General features: G+C 70.0%; 21 protein-coding genes. 9 read left to right on the top strand and 12 right to left on the bottom strand.

The annotated features are described in order from the left end of the window. Positions 1–72: 72 nt before the first annotated feature. Entirely contained in the window at positions 73–1,254 is a 1,182-nt protein-coding gene (locus tag E1294_RS17165) for an ROK family transcriptional regulator (RefSeq protein ID WP_132509528.1), read from the bottom strand. Positions 1,255–1,363: 109 nt separating this feature from the next. On the opposite strand from E1294_RS17165, the gene E1294_RS17160 reads away from it, so the two are divergent. Then, positions 1,364–1,813: an RrF2 family transcriptional regulator gene (locus E1294_RS17160; protein ID WP_132509527.1), complete on the top strand. Its 450-nt coding sequence runs from the start codon at positions 1,364–1,366 to the stop codon at positions 1,811–1,813. Between the two features lie 125 nt (positions 1,814–1,938). Here E1294_RS17160 and E1294_RS17155 read toward each other — a convergent pair whose 3' ends face one another. Further along, positions 1,939–3,120, bottom strand: a complete 1,182-nt coding sequence (locus E1294_RS17155) for an MFS transporter (protein WP_132509526.1) — start codon at positions 3,118–3,120, stop codon at positions 1,939–1,941. An 84-nt stretch (positions 3,121–3,204) separates the two neighbouring features. Here E1294_RS17155 and E1294_RS17150 point away from each other — a divergent pair, with 84 nt between their 5' ends. After that, the gene (locus E1294_RS17150; RefSeq protein ID WP_132509525.1) at positions 3,205–3,786 is read left to right on the top strand and encodes a TetR/AcrR family transcriptional regulator; all 582 of its coding nucleotides are present in this window, start codon (positions 3,205–3,207) and stop codon (positions 3,784–3,786) included. Here E1294_RS17150 and E1294_RS17145 read toward each other — a convergent pair. Next, entirely contained in the window at positions 3,773–4,168 is a 396-nt protein-coding gene (locus tag E1294_RS17145) for a hypothetical protein (RefSeq protein WP_132509524.1), read from the bottom strand. The genes E1294_RS17150 and E1294_RS17145 overlap by 14 nt on opposite strands. A gap of 235 nt (positions 4,169–4,403) precedes the next feature. On the opposite strand from E1294_RS17145, the gene E1294_RS17140 reads away from it, so the two are divergent. Then, positions 4,404–5,192, top strand: a complete 789-nt coding sequence (locus E1294_RS17140) for a DNA-formamidopyrimidine glycosylase family protein (RefSeq protein ID WP_132509523.1) — start codon at positions 4,404–4,406, stop codon at positions 5,190–5,192. Here the strand turns inward: E1294_RS17140 and E1294_RS17135 are convergent. The 6 genes from E1294_RS17135 to E1294_RS17110 all read right to left on the bottom strand — a co-directional run bounded on the left by E1294_RS17135 (position 5,189) and on the right by E1294_RS17110 (position 11,750). Continuing rightward, positions 5,189–5,545 carry a helix-turn-helix domain-containing protein gene (locus E1294_RS17135; RefSeq protein ID WP_132333609.1) on the bottom strand — a complete coding sequence of 119 codons (357 nt, stop codon included), beginning with the start codon at positions 5,543–5,545 and terminating at the stop codon, positions 5,189–5,191. The genes E1294_RS17140 and E1294_RS17135 overlap by 4 nt on opposite strands. Positions 5,546–5,831: 286 nt before the next feature. Then, positions 5,832–6,323, bottom strand: coding sequence for a CinA family protein (locus E1294_RS17130; RefSeq protein WP_132509522.1), 492 nt, complete (start codon positions 6,321–6,323; stop codon positions 5,832–5,834). A 7-nt stretch (positions 6,324–6,330) separates the two neighbouring features. Continuing rightward, positions 6,331–6,903, bottom strand: a complete 573-nt coding sequence (gene pgsA, locus E1294_RS17125; protein WP_132509521.1) for a CDP-diacylglycerol--glycerol-3-phosphate 3-phosphatidyltransferase — start codon at positions 6,901–6,903, stop codon at positions 6,331–6,333. Beyond that, positions 6,900–8,309: a 30S ribosomal protein S12 methylthiotransferase RimO gene (gene rimO / locus E1294_RS17120; protein ID WP_132509520.1), complete on the bottom strand. Its 1,410-nt coding sequence runs from the start codon at positions 8,307–8,309 to the stop codon at positions 6,900–6,902. The genes pgsA and rimO overlap by 4 nt, the downstream gene beginning before the upstream one ends. A 70-nt stretch (positions 8,310–8,379) precedes the next feature. After that, positions 8,380–9,132 carry a helix-turn-helix domain-containing protein gene (locus E1294_RS17115; protein ID WP_132509519.1) on the bottom strand — a complete coding sequence of 251 codons (753 nt, stop codon included), beginning with the start codon at positions 9,130–9,132 and terminating at the stop codon, positions 8,380–8,382. A gap of 95 nt (positions 9,133–9,227) precedes the next feature. Continuing rightward, positions 9,228–11,750 (bottom strand): DNA translocase FtsK, encoded by a 2,523-nt coding sequence (locus E1294_RS17110; RefSeq protein ID WP_132509518.1) that lies wholly within the window; start codon positions 11,748–11,750, stop codon positions 9,228–9,230. A gap of 203 nt (positions 11,751–11,953) precedes the next feature. Between E1294_RS17110 and E1294_RS17105 the strand changes: the two genes are divergently transcribed. Beyond that, entirely contained in the window at positions 11,954–14,431 is a 2,478-nt protein-coding gene (locus E1294_RS17105; protein WP_165977331.1) for a SpoIIE family protein phosphatase, read from the top strand. Here the strand turns inward: E1294_RS17105 and E1294_RS17100 are convergent. The 3 genes from E1294_RS17100 to E1294_RS17090 all read right to left on the bottom strand — a co-directional run bounded on the left by E1294_RS17100 (position 14,416) and on the right by E1294_RS17090 (position 17,212). Next, positions 14,416–15,348 (bottom strand): aldose epimerase family protein, encoded by a 933-nt coding sequence (locus E1294_RS17100; protein WP_132509516.1) that lies wholly within the window; start codon positions 15,346–15,348, stop codon positions 14,416–14,418. The genes E1294_RS17105 and E1294_RS17100 overlap by 16 nt on opposite strands. A 12-nt stretch (positions 15,349–15,360) precedes the next feature. After that, the gene (locus tag E1294_RS17095; RefSeq protein ID WP_132509515.1) at positions 15,361–16,320 is read right to left on the bottom strand and encodes a LacI family DNA-binding transcriptional regulator; all 960 of its coding nucleotides are present in this window, start codon (positions 16,318–16,320) and stop codon (positions 15,361–15,363) included. Between the two features lie 97 nt (positions 16,321–16,417). Further along, positions 16,418–17,212: an NAD-dependent epimerase/dehydratase family protein gene (locus E1294_RS17090; protein WP_165977330.1), complete on the bottom strand. Its 795-nt coding sequence runs from the start codon at positions 17,210–17,212 to the stop codon at positions 16,418–16,420. Positions 17,213–17,443: 231 nt separating this feature from the next. Between E1294_RS17090 and E1294_RS17085 the strand changes: the two genes are divergently transcribed. From E1294_RS17085 to E1294_RS17065, 5 genes are all read left to right on the top strand, one after another. Beyond that, positions 17,444–18,658: an ABC transporter substrate-binding protein gene (locus tag E1294_RS17085; protein WP_246083067.1), complete on the top strand. Its 1,215-nt coding sequence runs from the start codon at positions 17,444–17,446 to the stop codon at positions 18,656–18,658. Beyond that, a complete protein-coding gene (locus E1294_RS17080) occupies positions 18,655–19,584 on the top strand; it encodes a carbohydrate ABC transporter permease (RefSeq protein WP_132509513.1) in 930 nt (309 codons plus the stop codon). The genes E1294_RS17085 and E1294_RS17080 overlap by 4 nt, the downstream gene beginning before the upstream one ends. Continuing rightward, a complete protein-coding gene (locus E1294_RS17075) occupies positions 19,581–20,441 on the top strand; it encodes a carbohydrate ABC transporter permease (protein ID WP_132509512.1) in 861 nt (286 codons plus the stop codon). Before E1294_RS17080 ends, E1294_RS17075 begins: the two co-directional genes overlap by 4 nt. Positions 20,442–20,508: 67 nt before the next feature. Next, positions 20,509–21,276 carry an IclR family transcriptional regulator gene (locus E1294_RS17070; protein ID WP_246083066.1) on the top strand — a complete coding sequence of 256 codons (768 nt, stop codon included), beginning with the start codon at positions 20,509–20,511 and terminating at the stop codon, positions 21,274–21,276. Positions 21,277–21,288: 12 nt separating this feature from the next. Further along, a partial coding sequence (locus E1294_RS17065; protein ID WP_132509511.1) for a 5-dehydro-4-deoxyglucarate dehydratase occupies positions 21,289–22,217 on the top strand: 929 nt, incomplete at its 3' end.

Here is a 22,217-nt window from a genome sequence, read left to right as displayed (position 1 = left end):
CTCAGCCCTTGGGAGGACGGCCCCCAGGACGTCCGCCCCAGGTCGGCCCCGGTCGGCCTCGGGAGGTCGGTCCTAGGAAGTGAGCAGGGCCTCCCGAGCCTGGTCGAGCGCGGCCAGCACGGCGCCGCGCAGCACCGGGTTCTGGCCGGTCACCGTGGTGGTGACGACCTGGGGGCGCACCGGGCAGATGCGGGCCACCGCCTCCTCCACCCGAGATGTGAGGGCGGCGCCGCCCGCGTGGCCGACCTCCCCGGCCAGCACCACCAGGCCGGGGTCGAGGATCACGCACACCGCGGCCACGCCCAGGGCGAGCCGGTCGGCGATCTCGGAGAGCAGCGGCTCGCCCTCGGCGCCCGCCGCCACCGCGACCTGGACGCACTCGCCCGCGCTGCCGGCCGCGAAACCGTGGCCGCGAGCCAGCTCGGTCACCGCCTCGGCGCTGACCAGCGACTGCAGGCCGCCCGCCAGCGACGGCAGGCGCCCCGGCATGGTGCGGATGTCCTCGGGCAGCGGGACGCCCGGCACCGGCAGGTAGCCGATCTCGCCCGCGCTGCCGGCACGCCCCCGGTGCAGCTTGCCGCCGAGCATGACCGCGAGGCCCAGTCCGCGGCTCGCCCACAACAACACGAAGTCGTCGATCCCCTGCGCCGCGCCATCGACACGCTCGGCGATGGCGGCGAGGTTGACGTCGTTCTCGATGGTCACCTCGCGCCGCAGGCCTCCGGCGAGGGCTTCGTGGATGCCCTCGTGCCAGCCCGGCAGGTCGAACGAGAAGCGTACGTCGCCGCTGCGCGGGTCGACGACGCCAGGGGTGCCGATCACGACGCCGCGCAGCCTGGCCAGGCTGACCTTGGCGCTGCGGCAGGCCTTGGCGATCGCATCGTGCACCACGGAGACCGGGTCGTCGTTGCCCTTGGGGTCGACGGTGACCTCGGCGATGGTGCGGCCGTGGATGTCGGCTACCGCGGCGGAGATCAGCTCGGGCCCGACCTCCAGGCCGGCGACGTACCCGCTGGAGGGGATCACGGAGTAGAGGGCGGCGTTGGGGCCGCGCCCGCCGGCCTGGGTGCCGACCACCTCGACCAGGCCGCGCTCCTCCAGCCTGGCCAGCGTCTGCGAGGCCGTGACCTTGGACAGGCCGGTCAGGTCGCCGATCTGCCCGCGCGTCATGGGGCCGGTGGCCAGCAGCAGCTCCAGCGCGGCCCGGTCGTTGATCTCCCTCAGCAGCCTGGGCACACCAGGGCGTCGCTCCACGCGGAAATCCCACCCGTCAATCGAAAAGGTTGTTAGAAGTTTAGCGCCGGGCGCCCGTTCTGACGGCCTTGCGACCTACCAGTCTTGACCAGGAGGGATAATCAAGAACATGCGCCTTTCCGCTCGTGTCGACTACGCCCTCCGCGCCGCCGCCGAACTCGCCGCGGCCGGTGCCGGCCCGACTACTGTCGGCGAGCTCGCCAAAGAGCAGGACATGCCCCCCAAATATCTGGAGAACATCCTGCTGCAGATGCGCCGCGCCGGGTTGGTGCGCGGGCAGCGGGGGCCGGAGGGCGGTTATGTGCTGGCCCGCGCCGCCGCCGAGATCTCCCTGGCCGACGTGATCAGGGCGGTGGACGGCCCGCTCGCCAACGTGCGCGGCGAGCGGCCCGAGCACGTCGGCTACCGCGGGCCCGCGGAGTCGCTGCAGCAGGTGTGGATCGCGCTGCGGGCCACCGAACGATCCATCCTGGAGGAGGTCACGCTGGAGCAGGTCGCCTCCGGCGCGTTGCCTGAGCGCATCCGGCTGCTCGCCTCCGACCCCGCCGCCTGGGACTGACCGCCCACCTCAGGCCCGCGGACCCAACCTGACGCGTCAAGCGCACGCAGCCGGCCCGCCGCCTCAACCTGACCGCCCGCGCAGGCCCCGCAACCGGCCCGTTGCCTCAACCTGGCCCGCCCGCGTCAGGCCCGCAGCCGGCCCGCCGTCCAGAACAACGCGAGCGCGGTCAGTTCGGCCACGGCCGCGGCGGCGGGCAGCCAGCCGCTGCCGTGGGCGTCGAGCACGAGCCCGCCGAGCGCGCCGCCACCTGACACCCCGACGTAGACGGCGCTGCTGTTGAGCGCGAGCGCCTGCGGCGCCGCGGAGCCCGCCATCGCGAGCAGCCGGGTCTGCGCGGGTGGCGGTATCCACCACGACACGGCCGCCCACACCATTAGCAACGGCAGGAGCGAGAGCAGCGCCATCGGCCGCAGGAACCAGCAGGCGGTGAAGGCCGCCATCACCGCCGTGAATCCGGCGATCCCGGCCATCAGCGCCCGGTCCGCGCCCCACCGGTCGGCGGCGCGCCCGCCGAGCTGCCCGCCCACCAGCCCGGCCAGCCCCGCCATGGCGAAGATCCAGCCCAGCTCGGCGGGTCCGGCCCCGGCCAGATCCCGCAGGAACGGCGCAAGATACGTCATCAGCATCATGCTGCCCAGCACGATGGCCACGATCCCGAGCAGGCCGACCAGCACCCGGGGCCGGGCCAGCGGAGCCAGGCGGCGTCCCATGGGCATGGCCTCCCCCGGGGGCGGCTCGGGCAGCGTGAGCCTGGTCGCTATGAGCGCGGCGAGCCCCAGCAGCCCGCCGACCCCGAAGGTGGCCGGCCAGCCGAACGCGCCGCCCACCCAGGTGCCGATGGGCACGCCCAGCATCAGGGAGCCGGTCAGCCCGCCCATCACGAGAGCCAGGTAGCGTCCCTGGCGCCCTTCCGGGGCCATGGAGGTCGCGATGGCGTACGCGGCCGGCACGACGGCCGCCGCGGCGAGCGCCGCCAGCACCCGCAGGCCCATGAGCACGGCGTACGAGCCGGCGAACGCGGCCGCCCAGTTGGAGGCCACGAAGAGCGTCAGGGCGCCGGTGATCAGCCCGCGTCTCGGCCAGGTGGCGGTCACCACGGAAGCCACGGGCGCCCCCAGCGCGAACGCCAGCGAGAACACGGTGACCAGCTGCCCGCCGGCCGCCTCGCTGACGCCGAGGTCCGCGGAGATGGCCGGCAGCACGCCCGCGATCACGTAGTCGTCGGTGGCGAAGGCGAACGTGGTGAACGCCAGCGCGAGCAGCCATGCGGGCACGCGGGCACGCTGCCGCACGTCAACGGACATGGGGATCCCCTTGATTAAGGTAACAGTCGTTTCCCAGATAGGGTAACAGTCGTCACCTCAATGACGTCAAAGGGATATCAGCCCATGGCCAGGACCGCCGACCCCAACCGCCGCGCCGAGCTGCTCGACCAGATCGTCGACTATCTGGCGGGACACGGCCTCTCGACGCTCTCGATGCGGCCGCTGGCCGAGCATCTGGGCAAGTCCACGCGCGTGCTGACGCACCACTTCGCCGACAAGGACGAGCTCCTCTCGGCCACCATGGCCCGCCTGGACGAACGGCACCGCGCCTGGTTGCGCTCGTTGCCCGGCTGGGCGGGCTCCGACAGCGTGGGCACGATCATCCGCCGCACCTGGGACTGGCAGTCCTCGGAGGACAATCTGCCCATCGCGCGGCTCGTCCACGAGATCGAGGGCCTGGCGGCGGGCGGGCGTCTGCGCGGCCACGTCCCGCGGCTGCTGGCGGACCGGTCGGAGTTCGTGGCGGGACTGCTGCGCGAGCGGGGCGTGCCGGAGGCCGACGCGCTGCGCATCTCCACGCTGGCCAACTCGGCGTACACAGGACTGCAGATCGACTTGCTCACCACCGGCGACCGCGAGCGCGTCGAGGAGGCTCTGGATCAGCTCTGCGGCCTGGTGGACGAGTGGGTCGCTACTTCCGGGTGAACCAGAGCAGCTCCTTGCCGTCCAGAGCCAGCACCTTCACGACCCCGCCCGACGCCCCGTGCACCACGCTCCCGGCGTCCGCGCCCCACGCGTACCTGGCCTGCTCCGCGCCCGCCACCCGCGTGACCTCGACCGTGCCGGTCACCGGGTCCACGACCGCGAACCCCATGGTCCTGGCCGACTCGCCGGCCTCGACGACGGTCGCGAGCAGCCGCCGCCCGTCAGGAGACCACGCCGGCCGGAACACAGCGGGTGCGGGAGATGGTGGCGTGGCGGGCTTGTCGACGGTGCGCAGGTCACGGTCGCGGCCGGTGGCGCGCTCGCGCAGCCGGATGGTCCCGAAGTCCTTCCGCTGGAGCCGCGTCGAGGACAGGGAGGCCACGTAGCCGCCGCCCGGCGAGACGATCGGCTCCTCCAGGCTGCCGAAGAAGGAGAAGCGCCGCGTAGACGCCGGAGCCCAGCCGTCCAGTCACCCGGTGACCGGCCACCTCGTCAAGATCGTCGTCGCGTAAACCCGAGATTTCTGGCATGCCGCAGTCAGCCTTTCGCCACGTCTGCTCCCCGATCTTCATTATCGTCGCCGAGAGGACGAAACGGGCGCTTCCTAGACTGGAAGGATGCCTGAAGGAGACGCCGTCCACCGCACGGCCGGCCGCCTGCGAGGTGCCCTGGACGGGCACGTGCTCACCAGGTCGGACTTCCGCGTGCCCCGGCACGCCACCGCCGACCTGACCGGGCGCGCTGTCGTCACCACGGTGTCGCGGGGCAAGCACCTGCTCACCCGCGTGGAGGGCGGCCTGACCGTGCACACCCATCTGCGGATGGAGGGGAGCTGGGTGGTGATGCAGGCCGGGCGGCGAACCCCGCCCGGCGACCTGGTCAGGCTCATTCTGGCCAACGAGCGCTGGCAGGCGGTGGGGCTCAGGCTCGGCATGGTGGATCTCGTCAGGACGGATGAGGAGGCACGTCTGGTCGGGCACCTCGGCCCAGACCTGCTGGGGCCGGACTGGGATCCGGATGAGGCCGCGCGAAGACTGCGAGCGGAGCCCGGCAGACCCGTCGGGGAGGCGCTACTCGATCAGCGCAACCTGGCCGGGATCGGCACGATCTATCGAGCCGAGACCCTGTTCCTGCGCGGGATCTGGCCGTGGCGGGCGGTCGGGGAGGTCAAGGATCTGGAAGGGCTCGTGTCACTGGCGCAGCGGATCATGGCCGCCAACGCACATCATCGAACTCCTGCGGGCACGGTGACCACAGGTGACCACCGCCCAGCGAACCGGACGTGGGTCTACGGCAGGGCGGGGAGGCCCTGTCGCCGATGCGGCACCCGCATCAGCCGCGGGGAAATGGGGACAGGCCCACAGGAACGGCTGATCCTGTGGTGTGCCGGCTGCCAACCGCGTTAGGCGGCCACCATGTCCTTGACTTCGGGGAACACGGATTCGGGGATCGACCCGGGGACCGACTCCGACAGGGGCAGACGCTCGTGCTCGGGCACGTCGGCAAGCACGGGGGCAGCCTGGAGCTCCGCCAGCGCGAACTGATCGGAAACTTCACGCAACACCTGCGAAAGGGGCACGCCGAGTGCGCCGCAAATGGATGCGAGCAGCTCGGACGAGGCCTCCTTCTGCCCGCGCTCCACCTCGGACAAGTAGCCGAGCGAAACACGTGCGAGGGTGGACACCTCGCGCAGCGTGCGTCCCTGCCGCACCCGCAACCGCCTCAGCACGTCGCCGAGCAGCTGACGCAGCAGAATCATCTGTCGCTCCCTCCCCGGCGCGGATGTCTTCACCACGCCCCGCGCGATCGGTTCGTGCCGCACATTGGTCTTCTTCGCTTCGTACATACTCCTCGCCGTCATCACTGGGCGCGGCCGGCCAGGGACCGCCGCTCGTGGCGCGTCGCTCGACTCATCAGGCCCGCCTGCCGGGCGCTCGGTGCTTGCAGTTGGCTCACGGACCTCACTCACAGCTCCACCGTACCCGTATCCACCGACACGGCGTCAGACCGTGCGTCGGATGTTCGCTCGGGACGTAACACAGTAATCACCCGGAATGTTCCCCTATGTTCGCCTTCAGCACACCTGACAGGAGATCAACCGCCTCGTCCACCGTCTCTACCCTGATACGTTCGCGCGACCCTCGCAGGGTCAACGCCCGGGCCGAAATCTGCCCGCCGGGCCCGCAGACGGCCGTGTAGACGGTGCCGACGGGCCGTCCGTCCTGGGGCTCGGGCCCCGCCACCCCGGTCACCGCCAGCCCGTACGTGGCCCCGCACACCCGCGCGACCCCCGCCGCCATGGCCGCGGCCACCTCGGGATGCACCGCCCCCTCACGGCGCAGCAGATCGCCGGGCACGCCCAGCAGCTCCTGCTTGAGATCGGTGGCGTAGGAGATCACCCCGCCCACGAACGCCTCGGAGGCACCGGAGACGGACGTGATGGTGGCTCCGATGAGCCCGCCGGTCAGCGACTCGGCGACGGCGACCGTGGCATTCTGAACCACCAGCAACCTCAGGACCCCGGCTACGTCCGCCATCGATCGATCACTTCCCGCGCGCTCGTTTGGCCACCAGGCGCAGCCGGCTCGCCCTGACGACATAGTCGACGCCCGTGCCCACCGTGACGACCACCGCCGCCCCCATCACCGCCCACCTGACGGGATCGGGCACGAAGGGCAGCAGATAGAGCACGATGGCGGCGATCTGCAGCACGGTCTTGACCTTGCCACCGTAGCTGGCCGGGATGACGGCGTGCCGCAGCAGCACGAACCTGAGCGCCGTGATGCCCAGCTCCCTGCCGAGGATCACGACCGTGACCCACCACGGCAGCTCGCCGAGGATCGACAGGCACACCAGGGCCGCGCCGGTGAGCGTCTTGTCGGCGATCGGGTCGGCGATCTTGCCGAAGTCGGTGATGAGGCCGTAGCGCCGGGCCAGCTCGCCGTCGAGATGGTCGGTGATCGAAGCCACCGCGAAGACCGCCAGCGCGGCCACCCGCCAGCCCGTGCCCGGCAGGAACAGGCAGACGACGAAGAAGGGGACGAGCACCAACCGGAGGACCGTGAGGACGTTGGCGATGTTCCACGGGCTTACCACGCGGCGCTCGTCCCTCTTCATGGACCGGCCTTGATGCGCGCGATCAGATCGACCCCCTCGGCGTCGACCACGACCGCGCGCACGATCTCTCCCCGGACCAGGCCGATGCCCTGCACCGTGACCGAGCCGTCGACTTCGGGGCCCTGGTGGGCGGCCCGGCCCTCGTAGCCGCCGTCGCCCAGGTCTTCGTCGATCAGCACGTCGACCTCGGTGCCGATGCGATCTTCAGCACGTTGCGCGGTCAGCTCCTCGGCCAGCTCGGTGAGCGCCCGCACGCGCTCGTCGACGACCTCCTGAGGGAGCTTGCCCGGCAGCTCGGCCGCCTCGGTGCCGTCTTCGTCGGAATAGCCGAACACGCCGATCACGTCGAGCCTGGCGGCCTCCAGGAAGGCGACCAGCTCGCCGAACTCCTCCTCGGTCTCGCCGGGGAAGCCCACGATGAAGTTGGAGCGCACACCCGCCTCAGGGGCGCGCTCACGGATGGTCTCCAGCAGCCCGAGGAAGCGCTGGGGGTCGCCGAAGCGGCGCATCCGGCGCAGGACGGAGCCGCTGGCGTGCTGGAAGGACAGGTCGAAGTAGGCGGCGACGCCGTCGGTGCCGGTGATCACGTCGATCAGGCCGGGACGCAGCTCGGCCGGCTGGAGATAGCTGACCCGCACCCGCTCGACGCCCTCCACGGCCGCGAGCTCGGGCAGCAGCTTCTCCAGCGCCCGCAGGTCGCCCAGGTCTTTGCCGTAGGACGTGGAGTTCTCGCTGACCAGGACGAGCTCGCGCACGCCCCGGTGGGCCAGCCAGTCGGCCTCGGCCAGCAGGTCTTCCGGCTTGCGTGAGACGTAGGAGCCGCGGAAGGCGGGGATGGCGCAGAACGTGCAGCGCCGGTCACAGCCGGAGGCCAGCTTGAGCGAGCCGACCGGGCTCTCGTCGAGCCGCTTGCGCAACACGCGCGGGCCGCTCGCGGGCGCCAGGCCCGCGGGCAGGTCGCCGTGACCGGGGATGTTGGGCATGGGCGCGCTGGCACGGTCCACCGGCGAGATGGGCAGCAGGGTGCGGCGGTCGCGTGGTGTGTGCGGCTTGAGCGGCCGGCCGGCGACCACGTCGTCGAGGCGGCCGCCGATCTCGGCGTAGTCGTCGAAAGAGATCACCGCGCTGGCCTCGGGCAGCGCGTCGGCCAGCTCGTTGCCGTAGCGCTCGGCCATGCAGCCCGCCGCCACCACCTTCGCACCGGAGTCGGCGGCGGCCAGCAGCGTGTCGATGGAGTCTTTCTTGGCCGACTCGATGAAGCCACAGGTGTTGACGACGACGACATCGGGGTCGTCCTCGCCCAGCTGCCAACCGGCAGCCTCAAGTCGCGCGGCCAGCTCCTCGGAGTCGACCTCGTTGCGCGCGCAGCCCAGAGTGATCAGCGATGCGGTTCGGCGGGATGACATGGTGAACACTACGGTATCGGGAGTTGGCCACCACCCGATGCACAGGCTCCCTCAGGTGGCTCCCGCGTGACTATCGCGCCTGAGTTTTGGGCGGGCCGAACGACCGCCGCACCGCCTCCCCCGTGTCGCCGAGCCCGGTCACCTTCTTGCCGTTGACCTGCACCGACACAGCCCCAGCGTCGGCGATCAGCACGTTCACCTTGCCCTCGGCCCGCCAGGTCGACGTCTTTCCCGCTTTGAGCGTCCCCGCGAACAGCTTGCGGCCCTCGGCGTCGCGGACGTTCACGTACGACGACCGATTGGCTTTGATCCGGAGCGTCACCATGCCCTTCTTGGCGGGCTTGGCGCGCGGCATCTCGGTGATGGGCGTGTTGGGCGGAACACTGGGCTTGGCCGACGCCGCACGCACGTCGGCCGTGCGCACCTGGTCGCTCGCGTCCCCCAGCACCCGCATCAAGCCGAACACCATCACGATCGCCAGCGCCACCCCCAGCGCCGCCGTCCAGTTGGGACCCCGCCGCTCCGGCAGGTTGATCTTGCGGTCGGCCTGGAAGACGGCCGACGCGGCCACCGGCTCGGGCGCGCCGCCATGCTGCTGGTCGAAAAGGTGGACAGTGGACTCGGGGTCGAGCCCCACAGCCCGGGCCACGGCCCTGATGTGCCCTCTGGCGTAGAAGTCACCGCCGCATTGGCCGTAATCATCCTGCTCCATGCGATGAATGATCGTCTCGCGAATATTGGTGGTCGCGCTGACCTGCGCGACCGTCAACCCAGCCGACTGCCTGGCGGCCGTCAGCACGGCCCCGATGCTCTGATCCTGCACAGCGAACGCCTCCCCATGGCGCCTGGACTAACCACCACGACGTTGCGTAGTGGTTCATATTCAACCAGTTACCGCTGGGCATGCACGCATTGGGGTCATTCGCCACGCAGGTCGGCCAGCAATCCAGGCAGATCATCCGGTTTCACCAGCACTTCTCGCGCCTTGGATCCCTCGCTCGGACCGACCACGTTGCGGCTCTCGAGCAGGTCCATCAGCCGCCCGGCCTTGGCGAACCCGACGCGCAGCTTGCGCTGCAACATCGAGGTGGAGCCGAACTGGGTGGTGACGATCAGCTCGGCCGCCTGGATCAGCAGGTCGAGGTCGTCGCCGATGTCCTCGTCGATCTCCCGCTTGACCGGCGCGGCGGCGACGTCCTCACGGTATTCGGCCTGCATCTGCGCCTTGCAGTACGCGACGATCTCGGCGATCTCCTTCTCCGAGACGAACGCGTTCTGAATGCGGATCGGCTTGCTCGCGCCCATCGGCAGGAACAGCGCGTCACCCTGGCCGACCAGCTTGTCGGCGCCCGGCTGGTCGAGGATGACCCGCGAGTCGGTGAGGCTCGACACCGCGAAGGCCAGCCTGGACGGCACGTTGGCCTTGATGAGGCCGGTGACCACGTCGACCGACGGCCGCTGCGTGGCGATCACCAGATGGATGCCCGCCGCGCGGGCGAGCTGGGTGATGCGCACGATCGAGTCCTCGACGTCGCGCGGGGCCACCATCATCAGGTCGGCCAGCTCGTCCACGATCACCAGCAGGTACGGGTACGGCTGGTAGACCCGCTCGCTGCCCGGCGGCGGCTGCAACTTGCCCGCCCGCACGGCCTTGTTGAACTCGTCGACGTGCCGGAACCCCGACGCGGCCAGGTCGTCGTAGCGCCGGTCCATCTCGCCCACCACCCATTCGAGGGCTTCGGCGGCCTTCTTCGGGTTGGTGATGATCGGCGTGATCAGGTGGGGGATGCCCTCGTAGACACTCAGCTCGACCCGCTTGGGGTCGACCAGCACCATCCGCACCTCGTCGGGTGTGGCCCGCATCAGGACGCTGGTGATCAGCCCGTTGACGCAGACCGACTTACCGGCGCCGGTCGCGCCCGCGATGAGCAGGTGGGGCATCTTGGCGAGGTTGGCGACGATGGTGCGGCCCTCGACGTCTTTGCCCAGGCCGACGATCATCGGGTGGTGGTCGGCCTGCGCCACCTGGGAGCGCAGCACGTCGCCCAGCGCCACCAGGTCCTTGTCGGCGTTCGGGATCTCGACCCCGATCGCCGACTTGCCCGGGATAGGCGACAAGATCCTGACATCCGCGGATTTGACGGCGTACGCGATGTTCTTGGTGAGCGCCGTGACCTTCTCCACCTTGACCGCGGGCCCCAGCTCGATCTCGTAGCGGGTCACGGTCGGCCCTCGCGTGAACCCGATGACCTGCGCGTCGATGCCGAACTGCTCCAGCACGCTGGTCAGCGCGTTGACCACGGTCGTGTTGGCCTTGGTCTGCGGTTTCGGCGGCGTGCCCGGCTTGAGGTGCTGCAGGTCGGGCAGACTGTACGGCCCCGCCTGCGGCGACAGCACGAGCTGCTCCACCTTGCGCGGCGCCGGCGTCGGCTCGGGGGGCTCCGGCTTGCGCTCCAGGTCGGGCGGGGGCGCCGTCTCCTCGTCCGTCAGGCCGGGCACGATCTCCGGGGAGTGGTCGGCGTGTTTGTCCTTCTCGGCCAGCACAGGCGTGTCGTACGGCTTGACGAGGTCGCCGCCCTCGCCGTCCTCCGCCTTCTTGGGCCTGGACCGCTTCTTGGCCGGCGTCTTGGACGTGGAGTCCTTGGGCTCGGCGTCGGCGTGCCGCTCGAACAGCAGGTGCTTGAGCTCGGCCAGCCGCTCGGGAACGCGGTGCACGGGGGTGGCGGTGATCACCAGCACGCCGAACCCCGACAGGATCAGCAGCAGCGGGATAGTGATCCACGGCGGCAGGATGCTCATCGGCGGCGCCGCCACGATGAACCCGATCATGCCCCCGGCCTGCGACACCTTGTCCATGCCCTGGCCCTCGCCCGCCGGGTAGGGGGTGCCGTTGGCCACGTGAATGACGCCGAGCACGCCGATCAGCAGGGCGGCCCACCCGATCACCATGCGCCCGGTGTCGGCGTTCTGGTCGGGATGGCGCAGATAGCGCCAGGCCAGCAGGCCGAGCAGCAGCGGCAGCGCCCAGGCCAGCGAGCCGAACACGCCGCGCGCGGCCGTGTTCACCACGCTGGAGACCGCGCCGTCGGAGGTGCGCCAGGTCATGGCCGCGACCACGATGCCGGCCCCGAGCACCGCCAGCCCGACCCCGTCGCGCCGGTGCGCAGGATCGAGTTCGCGGGCGTTCTTGCCCAGCGCGCGGGCGGTGCTGCCGATGCCGTTGGCGACCAGCATCCACAACCCGACGACCAGCTTGCCGATCATCGTGAAGACCCAGCTGATCGGGTCCTGGTGGGTCGCGGAAGGCTTGCGGCCGGTGGCGGCTCCCTTAGCCCTGGGCCGTCCCGCCGACGAGCCTCCGCGCTTGGCGGAGGTCGAGCGAGACGAGGTCGACCGCTTCGCCGGCCCCTTCGATGCGCTTTTCGGCGTACGGGTGGCCATGATGCCAAAGGTACGTCGGAGACACCGCGGAACGCGCGGAGGCTCGCCGGTGTCGTGGCATTCCGGCACCTCAAACCTGACGGGATCCCGAAACCTCCCCCTCTTCAGCAGGGGATCATCGACAACCGGAGGTGGCGACGCCGCCGGTCTGCCACTCTGAGAGTGACCAAGGTGCCACATCGAGTGATGTTCTAGGACGCAGAGTGGACACGACCCGGGTGTCGAGCACGGCCTTCGACGGCACACCCCATGCTCCGGCCCACGCGCGCAAATTCGTCCGTCAGGTCCTCGGCGAGTGGCATCTGAGCCACCTCGCCGAGGACGCCGTGCTGCTGACCAGCGAGCTCGTCACCAACGCGGTCGTGCACGCGGGCACCGGGATCGAGCTGACCTGCCGGCTCGACGCGGACACCGGCGCCGCGAAGCTGGAGATCGAAGTCGACGACCACCTGCCCGAGCGGACGATCGACGAGGCCGGCGTCATGCCCGCCGTGACCCCTGCGGACGAGGTGCGGCCGTCCGGGCGTGGCCTCGCGCTCGCGGGCATGCTGGCCGACGCCTGGGGCGTCACGTACACGAGGACCGCGAAGCGCGTCTGGGTGCGCCTGGAGCTCGCGGACGGCGGCGACGGGCAACAGACGGTGACCGGCCCGCCGGTCCCGGCCCCGGCCGCCGTCGACACCCTGCACGTGGGTGTGGTGGTCACCGACGGCGACGGGCTCGTGCGGTCGTGGAACTCCGAGGCGCGGCAGCTGCTCGGCTGGGGGCCTGAGCAGACGATCGGCCGGCCGCTGGCCGACCTGGTGGCCTGGCGCGGCCACGGCCCGTACGCCCTGTCGCTGACCGACACGCTCGGCCTGGGCCGCTGGCGCGGCGAGGCGCGCATGCGGCACGCCGACGGCCGGTTGGTGCCCGTCTATGTCTCCCACCTGCGCACTCAGGGGCGTGCGCAGGATCGCCGGTCGATCTGGATGGTGGTGGCGGGCGACCACCGCTACGTCCTGACGCCACCGCCCGCGCCGCGCCGGGAGGCGGGCCGGCGCATCAAGGACCTGCTCGACCAGGACATGCCGTTCCCGGAGCTGCTCGACACGATCGCCAGGATCGTGCAGATGTCCAGCGGCGGCGACGCCGCGTACCTGCTGCTCCCTGCGGAGGGCGGCAGCAGGTTCGGCGTGGCGGCGGGCGCGGGCGCGACGGCGGGGCTGGTGGGGGTGCTGGCCACCGGCGTGTTCGGCGCCGAGCGCAAGACGCCCACGACGATCGAGGACCTGCTGGCCGGAGACGTCGAGCTGGCCGAGCAACTGCGCGCCCGCTCGCTGGCGTGCGCGCCGCTGCTCCTGGCGGGCGAGGTGACCGGATACCTCGCGGTGACGGCGGAGCAGCCCGGCCGCTTCGACCATGAGCTCACGGTGAGCCTGCAGCACATCGCCGACCAGGTCGCGGTGCCGGTGCAGCGCGCGCGGCTGGCCGAGCAGGACCGCGCGCACCGGCACCGGCTGTCGTTCCTGGCCGAGGCGGGCGAACTGCTGGCGGGCGTGCACGACGAGGAGCTGATCGCGGCGCTGACCGCGCAGCTCGTCGTACCCAAGATCGCGACCTGGGCGGCGGTCTACCTGACCGACCTCGCGGGCATGACCAGGCTCGCCCACGTCTGGCACAGCGAAGAACGCCACAACGCCGCCCTGCGCAAGTCGTTGCCCGCCATCCCCCGCACTGCCCTCGACGAGGTGAGCTGGCCCGCCGGCCCGGAGGCGGTGCTGTCGTTCCCGCTGCTCACCCAGGGCAGGTCACACGGCGCGCTGGTGATCGGCCGCGCGGAGCCGACGCTGCCGCTGGAGGTGGCCGACCTGCTGGCCGACCTGTGCCGCCTGGTGGCGCTCAACCTGCACACCGCGATGCTCTACGCCCGGCAGGCCACCACGTCGCGGGTGCTGCAGCGCAGCCTGCTGCCGATGCGCGTGGCGCCCATGCCCGGCCTGGAGTCCGCCGTCGTCTACGAGCCCGCCGAGGAGGGCGCGGACGTCGGCGGCGACTTCTACGACCTGTTCACGGTGGGCGACCACTGGTGCTTCGCGCTGGGCGACGTGTGCGGCAGCGGCCCGGAGGCGGCCGCGGTGACCGGGCTGGCCCGCCACGCCGTACGCCTGCTGGCCAAGGAGCACTACACGGTGGCCGACATCTTCGACCGGCTCAACCAGGCGCTGCTGGAGGAGGACGAAGAGGGCAGGTTCCTCAGCCTGCTGTGCGGCGAGCTGACCCCGCTCCCCCAGGGCGGCGCGCTGTGCACGATCGCCTCGGCGGGGCATCCGCCGCCGCTGCTGCTGCGCGCGGACGGCCTGGTCGAGGCGGTGGCGACGCCCCAGCTGCTGCTGGGCATCGAGGCCGGCGCCAGGTTCTACGTCGAGACGTTCGAGCTGGCGCCCGAGGAGGTGCTCCTGTGCGTGACCGACGGCGTGACCGAGCGGCGCGACGGCGCCCGGCTGCTGGACGACGGCAACGGGCTGGCCGAGCTGCTCGCGGAGTGCCGGGGGCTCAGCGCCCACGCGGTGGCCGAACGGGTGCGGCACGTGGTCGAGACGTTCGCCCCCGAGCCGTCGCAGGACGACGTGGCCCTGCTGGTGATCAGGGCTGGTGATCAGGGCCGCCGCCGTCCCGCGCTCGGTCAGATGAACCGGTAGGTGGTGGACGAGGTGCGGATCTCGCCCGGCCTGAGCACGGTGGAGGGGAACTGCGGCTGGTTGGGCGCGTCGGGGAAGTGCTGGGTCTCCAGGCACAACCCGGCGAACGGCCCGTACGGCGTCGCGACGCCGTCCAGCATGCTGCCGCTGTAGAACTGCACGCCGGGCTCCGTGGTGGTGACCTCCATGCTGAGCCCACCGGCGGTCACCCTGATGTCGCCGTCGAGCACGAAGCAGTGGTCGTACGCGCCGTCGTAGCGCTCACCCACGGCGTGCGGCTCGGTGAAGTCGAACGGCGTGCCCTTGACCGGCGCGAGCTCGCCCGTGGGGATCTTGCCCTCGTCGACCGGCAGGTAGTGCTCCGCCTCCATCTGGATGACGTGGTCGAGCACGTCGCCGCTGCCTTTGAGGTTGAAGTAGGAGTGGTTGGTCAGGTTGACCACGGTCGGCGCGTCGGCCTTCGCGGCGTAGTCGAGCCGGATCGCGTCGTCGGCCAGCGTGTACGTGACCGTGGCGGTCAACGCGCCCGGATAGCCCTGGTCACCGTCGGGGCTGGTCAGCGCGAGCATCACCGACGAGTCGGTGCGGCCGGCGATGGTCCACACCCTGCGGTCGAAACCGTCGGTGCCGCCGTGCAGGCTGTGGGCGCCGTTGTTGATCGGCAGGTGATGGTCGACGCCGTCCAGGGTGAAGCGCCCGTTCGCGATGCGGTTGCCGTAGCGGCCGACGACGGCGCCGAAGTAGCGGCTGCGGGTGAGGTAGTCGTCCAGCGTGTCCAGCCCGAGCACGACGTTCACCCCGGACACCTCCAGGGAGCGCAAGATGGCGCCGTAGGTGAGCACCTCGGCGCGCAGTCGTCCCGATGACAGCTCCACACGCTCGACCTGCCCGCCTGACGGCAGCGTTCCGAAGATCATTGCAGTGCTCATTTACTGGGCCCTTCCCGTGGACTCGCGGACGATGAGGGCGGTGTCGAGGGTCACGGTCGCGCCCTCGCCCCCCGATTGGAGCAGCAGGTCGACTGCCATCCTCCCGGCCGCCGCCGCCGGCATGGCCACCGTGGTCAGCTTGGGCCTGTTGAGCCGCCCGGGCAGGATGTCGTCGAACCCGATCACACTTACCTGGTCTGGTACCCCTATCTCCATCGCCGACAGTCCCTCGATGAGGCCAAGCGCGACGAGATCGTTGTAGGCGAGCACCGCGGTCGCCCCACAGGCGGCCACGTCGGCCGCCACGGCCAGGCCGCCGGCCTCCGTCGGCTGGTTGGGGCCGAAGAAGATGAGGTCCAGCCCTGGCGCCTCGGCGGCCACGCCCTGCATCTCGTTGCTGGTCCACGAGCCGATCGGGCCGGACACGAGGGCGATCCTGCGGTGGCCGAGCCCGGTCAGGTGCTCCAGCGCGTGCTTGGCGCCCTGGGCGACGTTCATGAGCACGGCGGGCATGCCCTTGATGCGCCGGTTCACCACCACGAACGGCACGTCTTCGGCCAGGCGCTCGATCATCCGGTTCGACAGCCGGGGGCTGCACAGCAGCACGCCGTCCACCTGCTTGGTGAACGTCCTGATCAGCTCCTCCTCGACCCGCGGGTCCTCGTCGGTGTCGGCCACGAACACGTGGTAGTCACGCCCTCTGGCCTGCGCCTGGGCGGCCTTGATGAGCGGGGGGAAGAACGGGTTGGCGATGTCGGCGACGACGAGGCCCATGTTGAACGTGCGGCCGGTCGTCAGCGCCCTGGCCGCACGGTTGGGCCGATAGCCGAGGTCGTCGGCGGTGGCCAGCACACGGCTCCGGGTGGCGGGGTTGACCAGGTGGGGCGCGGAGAACGTGCGCGACACGGTGGACACGTGGACGCCGCAGGCACGGGCCACGTCCTTGATCGTCGCCGCCATCGCCGTCCTCCCTTGCAAACGGTTGCCAGACTAAACCTTGACCTTCACGCCCGTGGCCGTCAAGGTTCTTGCAACCGGTTGCCGGGCTACGCAGGGTTCACCAGATGCCGCCGAGTTCGTTGAGCGTGAACACGCCACCGGCCCGATCATGCAGCGGCTCCGACAGGTCGGGCTCGCCCTGCTCGGCGATGAGCGCGGCGGCCTGGGCCTCGGAGTCGTCGCGGGAGACGTACCCGATGGCCTTGGCCTCCTCCAGCGACCACCAGCGGCGGGTGTTGCCGGAGACGCCCCAGACCACGTGGTAGCCCGGAGCGGTGAGCCCGGCCTCGACCAGGCGGGTCAGGTCGTCGGGCGAGATCCAGGTAGCCAGCCCGCGCGTGTCGGCCGACGCCTCGTTGCAGGTGCCGAGCCTGATCACGGTCACGTTCATGCCGAACCGGTCGTGGTAGAGGCTCCCCAGGGCCTCCATGACGACCTTGCTCACGCCGTAATAGGTGTCGGGCCGGGGGAAGGCGTAGTCGGGCAGGTCGGCGCCGCCGGCCGGCCTGGTGTGATATCCCGCCGCGTGGTGGCTGCCCATGAGCACGAGGTGCTCGACGCCCTCGTTGCGCGCCGCCTCCATCAGCACGTGCATGCCCTCGATGTTGGCCCGCACGATGTCGGCCCAGGGCCGCTCCCTGCTCTGGCCGCCCAGGTGGAGCACCGCATCCACGTCCTTCATGGCCTCGGCCACGGCGGCCGGGTCGGCGAGATCGGCCGCCACCCATTCCTCGCCCGGGCCCGGCTCGACGGGATGCAGGTCGGAGAGCCGCAGAGTGCGCCCCTCGCGGGCGAGTCGCGGGCGGAGCAGCGTGCCGACTTTTCCCGCGGCCCCTGTCATCAGAATGCGCATGTCCCTTGGTGTACACGATTCTGGCAGAAATTCACATCCTTGAATATTGACCGTGAACGGGATGAGTGATTACGGTCACAGGCACATATCCATGTGCACGACTCATGTCCACGTATGTGAACGGGAGGCGGTCTGATGTCACGACGTCTGCTCGGGACCGCGATCATCGCGTCCCTGGCCGTTACGCTGACAGGCTGCGGTTCCGGGGGATCAAGTTCAGAAGACAACACCTTGGAGATCTGGATCAGGCAGGCGGCCGATTCCGACTCTGCCAAGACCGCACAGAAGCTCGCCGACGCATTTACCAAGGCCAGCGGCACACCCACGAAAGTCGTCGCGATATTCGACGACTTCGAGACCAAGCTGAACCAGCAGGCGGCTCAGAAGCAGCTTCCCGACATCGTCATCAACGACACCGCCCAGATCGGCGCCATGCAGTCGCAAGGCTGGCTCCAGGAGGTCGACAAAGCCTCACTGGCGGGCGGCGACCAGGTGTCGGAGCTGGCGTGGAAGGCCGCCACGGCCAGCGACGGCAAGATCTACGCGGCTCCGTTCTCCGCCCAGGCGTTCGCACTGTTCATCCGTAAGGACTGGCGGGAGAAGGTCGGCATGGAGCCGCCCGAGACGTGGGAGGACCTGGCCAAACTCGCCACCGCCTTCACCGAGAAGGACCCTGACGGCAACGGCAAGGCCGACACCAGCGGCTTCGTCATCCCCGCCGGCACCAAGCGCGGCTACGCCTCGTGGTACGCCTCCTCGCTCATGTACGCCAACGGCGGCGACTTCATCAAGGCGAACGGCCCCGGCAAGTTCACCGCCACGATGAACGACCCCAAGACCGTCGAGGCCGTCCAGTACCTGCAGGACCAGTTCTGCACGACCAAGACCGTCAACCCCGGCGCGGTCAGCAACGACACGACCGTCACGCACGAGGTCTTCGAGAAGGGGCAGGGCGGCATCTACCTGACCGGCCCGTACGTGCTGGCCAGGTTCGTCGACAGCATCGGCACCGACAAGATCGAGGTCGTCCCGGTGCCCAAGGGCCCGTCCGGCGGCCCCGGCACGCTGGGCGAGGGCGAGAACGTCTACCTCATGGCCGGCTCCCAGAACCAGGAGGCGCAGAAGAAGTTCGCCGAGTTCGCCATCTCCGCCGAAGGCCAGCGGATCGGCATGAACAAGGACGCCAACGGCGCCATCGTCCGGCTGCCCGTCAACACCCAGGTCGACATGGCCGCCGAGCGGCAGGATCCGCGGTGGAAGGTGTTCCAGGACTCGTACGAGCACGCCGTGTACGCCCCGCCGGTGCCCAACTGGGCGCCGATCCGCCAGGACTCCGCCGACTCCATCAACGCCGTCTGGGCCGACTGCGGCGCCGACGTCAAGGCCAAAATGGAGGAGCTGAACACCAAGCTCACCCAGGAACTGCAGAGCCAGAAAGCGTCATGACCTCCACACTCACGCCGGCGCGGAGCTCGGCGGCGCCCCCTCACCGCCGCACCAGGTCGGTGCGGTGGCGGGGGCCGGTGATCGCGTGGTTGTTCCTGGCGCCCGCTCTGGTGCTCTTCCTGTACTTCAAGTTCATCCCGATGTTCGTGGGCCTGTGGAAGAGCCTCTTCAAGGTCCAGACATTCCTCGGTGACGAATGGGTCGGCCTGCAGAACTACCAGACGATCATCTCGGACGACGAGTTCGCCTCGGCCATCTGGCACAGCATCGTGCTGGCGCTCGGCACCACGGTCGGCTCCATCGTGCTGGGGCTCGGTCTCGCGCTGCTCATCGAGGGGCCGGCGCGATACCTGTGGTTCGTCAGGACGGCCGCCTTCCTGCCGGTCGTCACCACGATGGCGGCCGTGGCCGAGGTCTGGCGGATCATGTTCCACCCGGCCGACAGCGGCATGCTCAACATCATCATCGGCTGGGCCGGGATCGATCCGCAGCCCTGGCTGGCCAGCGAGGACTCCTCGCTGTGGTCGATCATGATCATGAGCATCTGGCGCGGCACGCCGTACGACATGATGATCTTCCTGGCCGGGCTGGTGGGCGTGGACCGCACGCTCTACGAGGCGGCGGCCGTGGACGGGGCCTCCACCTGGCGGCGGCTGCGGCACATCACGCTGCCGGCGCTGCGTCCGGTGTTCTGGATCCTGTTCACGCTGGCGGCCATCCGCGGGCTGCGGGTGTTCGTCGAGGTGTACGTGCTCACGAACGGCGGCCCGAACGGCTCCTCCGAGGTGCTCATGACCCTGATCTACAAGCTCGGGTTCCAGAAGAACGAGCTGGGCGTCGCCTCCGCGGGCGGGATCGTGTTGTTCGCCGCCACGCTGGCGCTCACGGTGGTCGTGCAGATGTTGCGCAGGAGGCAGACGACATGAGGTTCGACAGCGCTCTGGGCCTGGAGTCGCGCAAGGGCCCGCTGGCTATCGCCGGAAAGACCCTGATTTATGGCCTCATGGTGGTGGTTTTCACCGGGCCGCTGGTCGCGCTGCTGATGAGCTCCTTCAGCAAGACCCTCGACCCGACGTCCTTCTCCCTGTGGCCCGACGAGTTCACCTTGGAGAACTTCGTCCAGGCCGGGGAGAAGAACGTCTATCTCTACCTGTTCAACTCGTTCGTGGTCGTGGGCTTCGGGCTGCTGCTGCAGATGCTGGTCAGCGTCTTCGCCGCCTACGCCCTGGCGCGCAAGAAGTTTCGCGGCATGACGTTCGTGATGCTGCTCATGCTCGCCACGATGATGCTCCCCGAGGAGATCATCGCGATCCCCCTCTCGCTCGTCCTGGCCGACATGCCGCTGCTGAACCTGAACCTCATCGGCACCTATGCGGGCATGATCCTGCCCGTCGGCGCCTGGGGCTTCTCCATTCTCGTGATGACGGAGTTCATGAAGGAGGTGCCGGTCGAGCTGGAGGAGGCCGCGCGCATCGACGGCGCGGGCGAGCTGCGCATCTTCGCCACGATCATCGTGCCGCTGTGCCGCCCCGCGCTCGGCGTGATCGGCGTCTTCGGCTTCACCATGATCTGGGACCAGTATCTGCTGCCGTTGATCGTCGCACCGGCGTCCGACATGTGGACACTGCCCATCGCGCTGCGCTCGCTCCGCTCCGACGAGGAGGTGGGAATCGGCGTGCTGCTCGCCGCCTCATTGCTGGCGCTGCTCCCGTCGATCATCGCGTTCCTGGCTTTCCAGCGGCAGTTCATGCGTGGCCTGACAAGCGGCGCGGTCAAGGGTTAGGCGTCCACGTATATGGACGGTATCCCATATCCTGAATGTTTGAAGCCGCCGAAGGATACGAGATGGGATGAGTATGGAGCCCCAGCTGGTCAAGTCCGCCGAGCGGACGGTACGCATCCTCGAAGCCCTGGCCGACTCGCACCACAGCATGACATTGTCGGAGCTCCAGCAGCGCACCGGATTCCCCCGCAGCAGCCTCCACGCCCTCATGCGGACGCTGGTCGAGCTCAACTGGGTGGAGACCGACTCGGCCAGGTCGGCGTTCGGGATCGGGCCGCACGCGCTCCTGACCGGCACCGCGTACCTCGACAAGGACCCCGCGCTGCCATACGCGCAGGAGACGCTGGAGGACCTTCGGGACGAGATCGGGCAGACCGTGCACTTCGCCCGGCGGGACGGCGCACACGTGCTCTACCTGGCGACCAGGGAGTCACGCGACGCCGATCACGTGATCCCCCGGGTGGGGAGGCGGCTGCCCGCGCACGTCACGGCGCTCGGACAGGTGCTGCTCGCCCAGCTCACCGACGACGAAGTCATGGCGCTCCTGCCGGAGCCGCTGGTGGGGCTGACCCACCAGACGATCACCGACATGACCAAACTGACCGGCGAACTCGACCAGGTCCGCACGCGGAGCTGGTCGTACGAACGCGAGCAGGGCACACCCGGTGTGGCCTGCGTGGCCGTGGCGGTCGACTACCGCATCCCGGCCACCGACGCGATCAGCTGCTCCATGCCCGCCGAACTCGGACCCGCCGACGTCGAGCAGATCACCGAAGCGGTGATCAAACACACCCGCAAGCTGGCTGCCACTCTTCGCAGGGAGGGCATCCGCTAGAAAGGACTGTTGATGCGGCTAGATGGTGTTCTCTTCTTCCCGGTGACGCCCTTCGGCGCCGACGGCGGCCTCGCCGAACCCGCGCTGGCCCGGCACGTCGCCGCTGGGGTCGCGGCCGGGGCGGGAGGAGTGTTCACCGCGTGCGGCACCGGTGAGTTCAGCGCCCTCGACCTCGACGAGTACACCAGGGTCATGGCCGTTTCCGTCAGGGCCGCCGACGGGCGCGTGCCCGTCTTCGGCGGCGCCGGCGGCCCGCTGCCCGCCGCCAAGGCCATCGCCCGAGCGGCGGCCGCCCAGGGTGCCGACGGGCTGCTGCTCATGCCTCCCTACCTGGTCACCGGCCCCGCCAGCGGCCTGGTCCAGTACGTCCGCGAGGTCGCCGAGGCCGGCGGCCTCCCCGTGATCATTTACCAGCGCGGCACCGCCCGCTTCACCCCCGGGGCCGTCGCCGAACTGGCCAAGGTGCCCAACGTCATCGGTTTCAAGGACGGGCTCGGTGACTTCGACCTGCTGCAGCGGATCATCCTGACCGTGCGGAGTTCGACGGACAAGCCCTTCACGTTCTTCAACGGGCTGCCCACCGCCGAACTGACCGTGCCCGCCTATCGAGGGCTCGGGGTGAACCTGTATTCGAGCGCCGTGTTCGCCTTCGCGCCCGAGATCTCGCTGGCCTTCTACAAGGCGGTGACGGGCGGGGACGAGGTGCTGGTGCAGCGGCTGCTCACCCACTTCTACCTGCCGCTGGTGGAGCTGCGCGACCTCGTGCCCGGCTATGCGGTCTCGCTGGTCAAGGCGGGGGTGCGGATCCGGGGCCTGGATGTCGGAGGCGTACGGCCGCCGCTGGTGGATCCCTCGCCCGAGCATGTGGCGTCGCTGGAGCGCCTCATCACCACCGGCCTGGAGATCGCCGGCGAGCGCGTCATCACCAGCGAGCACACGCT

Origin of the sequence: Nonomuraea diastatica, assembly GCF_004349015.1 — a bacterium.
In the GTDB taxonomy this organism is placed as follows: domain Bacteria; phylum Actinomycetota; class Actinomycetes; order Streptosporangiales; family Streptosporangiaceae; genus Nonomuraea; species Nonomuraea diastatica.
The sequence above is the reverse complement of the archived record's forward strand: the minus strand, read 5'-3'. Positions and strand labels throughout refer to the sequence as shown.

Coding starts and splice junctions, on each gene's coding strand:
- E1294_RS17160 (WP_132509527.1), top strand. CDS start 1,364: ATGCGCCTTTCCGCTCGTGTCGACTACGCCCTCCGCGCCGCCGCCGAA.
- E1294_RS17155 (WP_132509526.1), bottom strand. CDS start 3,120: ATGTCCGTTGACGTGCGGCAGCGTGCCCGCGTGCCCGCATGGCTGCTC.
- E1294_RS17150 (WP_132509525.1), top strand. CDS start 3,205: ATGGCCAGGACCGCCGACCCCAACCGCCGCGCCGAGCTGCTCGACCAG.
- E1294_RS17140 (WP_132509523.1), top strand. CDS start 4,404: ATGCCTGAAGGAGACGCCGTCCACCGCACGGCCGGCCGCCTGCGAGGT.
- E1294_RS17135 (WP_132333609.1), bottom strand. CDS start 5,545: ATGATTCTGCTGCGTCAGCTGCTCGGCGACGTGCTGAGGCGGTTGCGG.
- E1294_RS17130 (WP_132509522.1), bottom strand. CDS start 6,323: ATGGCGGACGTAGCCGGGGTCCTGAGGTTGCTGGTGGTTCAGAATGCC.
- pgsA (WP_132509521.1), bottom strand. CDS start 6,903: ATGAAGAGGGACGAGCGCCGCGTGGTAAGCCCGTGGAACATCGCCAAC.
- rimO (WP_132509520.1), bottom strand. CDS start 8,309: ATGTCATCCCGCCGAACCGCATCGCTGATCACTCTGGGCTGCGCGCGC.
- E1294_RS17110 (WP_132509518.1), bottom strand. CDS start 11,750: ATGGCCACCCGTACGCCGAAAAGCGCATCGAAGGGGCCGGCGAAGCGG.
- E1294_RS17100 (WP_132509516.1), bottom strand. CDS start 15,348: ATGATCTTCGGAACGCTGCCGTCAGGCGGGCAGGTCGAGCGTGTGGAG.
- E1294_RS17095 (WP_132509515.1), bottom strand. CDS start 16,320: ATGGCGGCGACGATCAAGGACGTGGCCCGTGCCTGCGGCGTCCACGTG.
- E1294_RS17090 (WP_165977330.1), bottom strand. CDS start 17,212: ATGCGCATTCTGATGACAGGGGCCGCGGGAAAAGTCGGCACGCTGCTC.
- E1294_RS17080 (WP_132509513.1), top strand. CDS start 18,655: ATGACCTCCACACTCACGCCGGCGCGGAGCTCGGCGGCGCCCCCTCAC.
- E1294_RS17075 (WP_132509512.1), top strand. CDS start 19,581: ATGAGGTTCGACAGCGCTCTGGGCCTGGAGTCGCGCAAGGGCCCGCTG.
- E1294_RS17070 (WP_246083066.1), top strand. CDS start 20,509: ATGAGTATGGAGCCCCAGCTGGTCAAGTCCGCCGAGCGGACGGTACGC.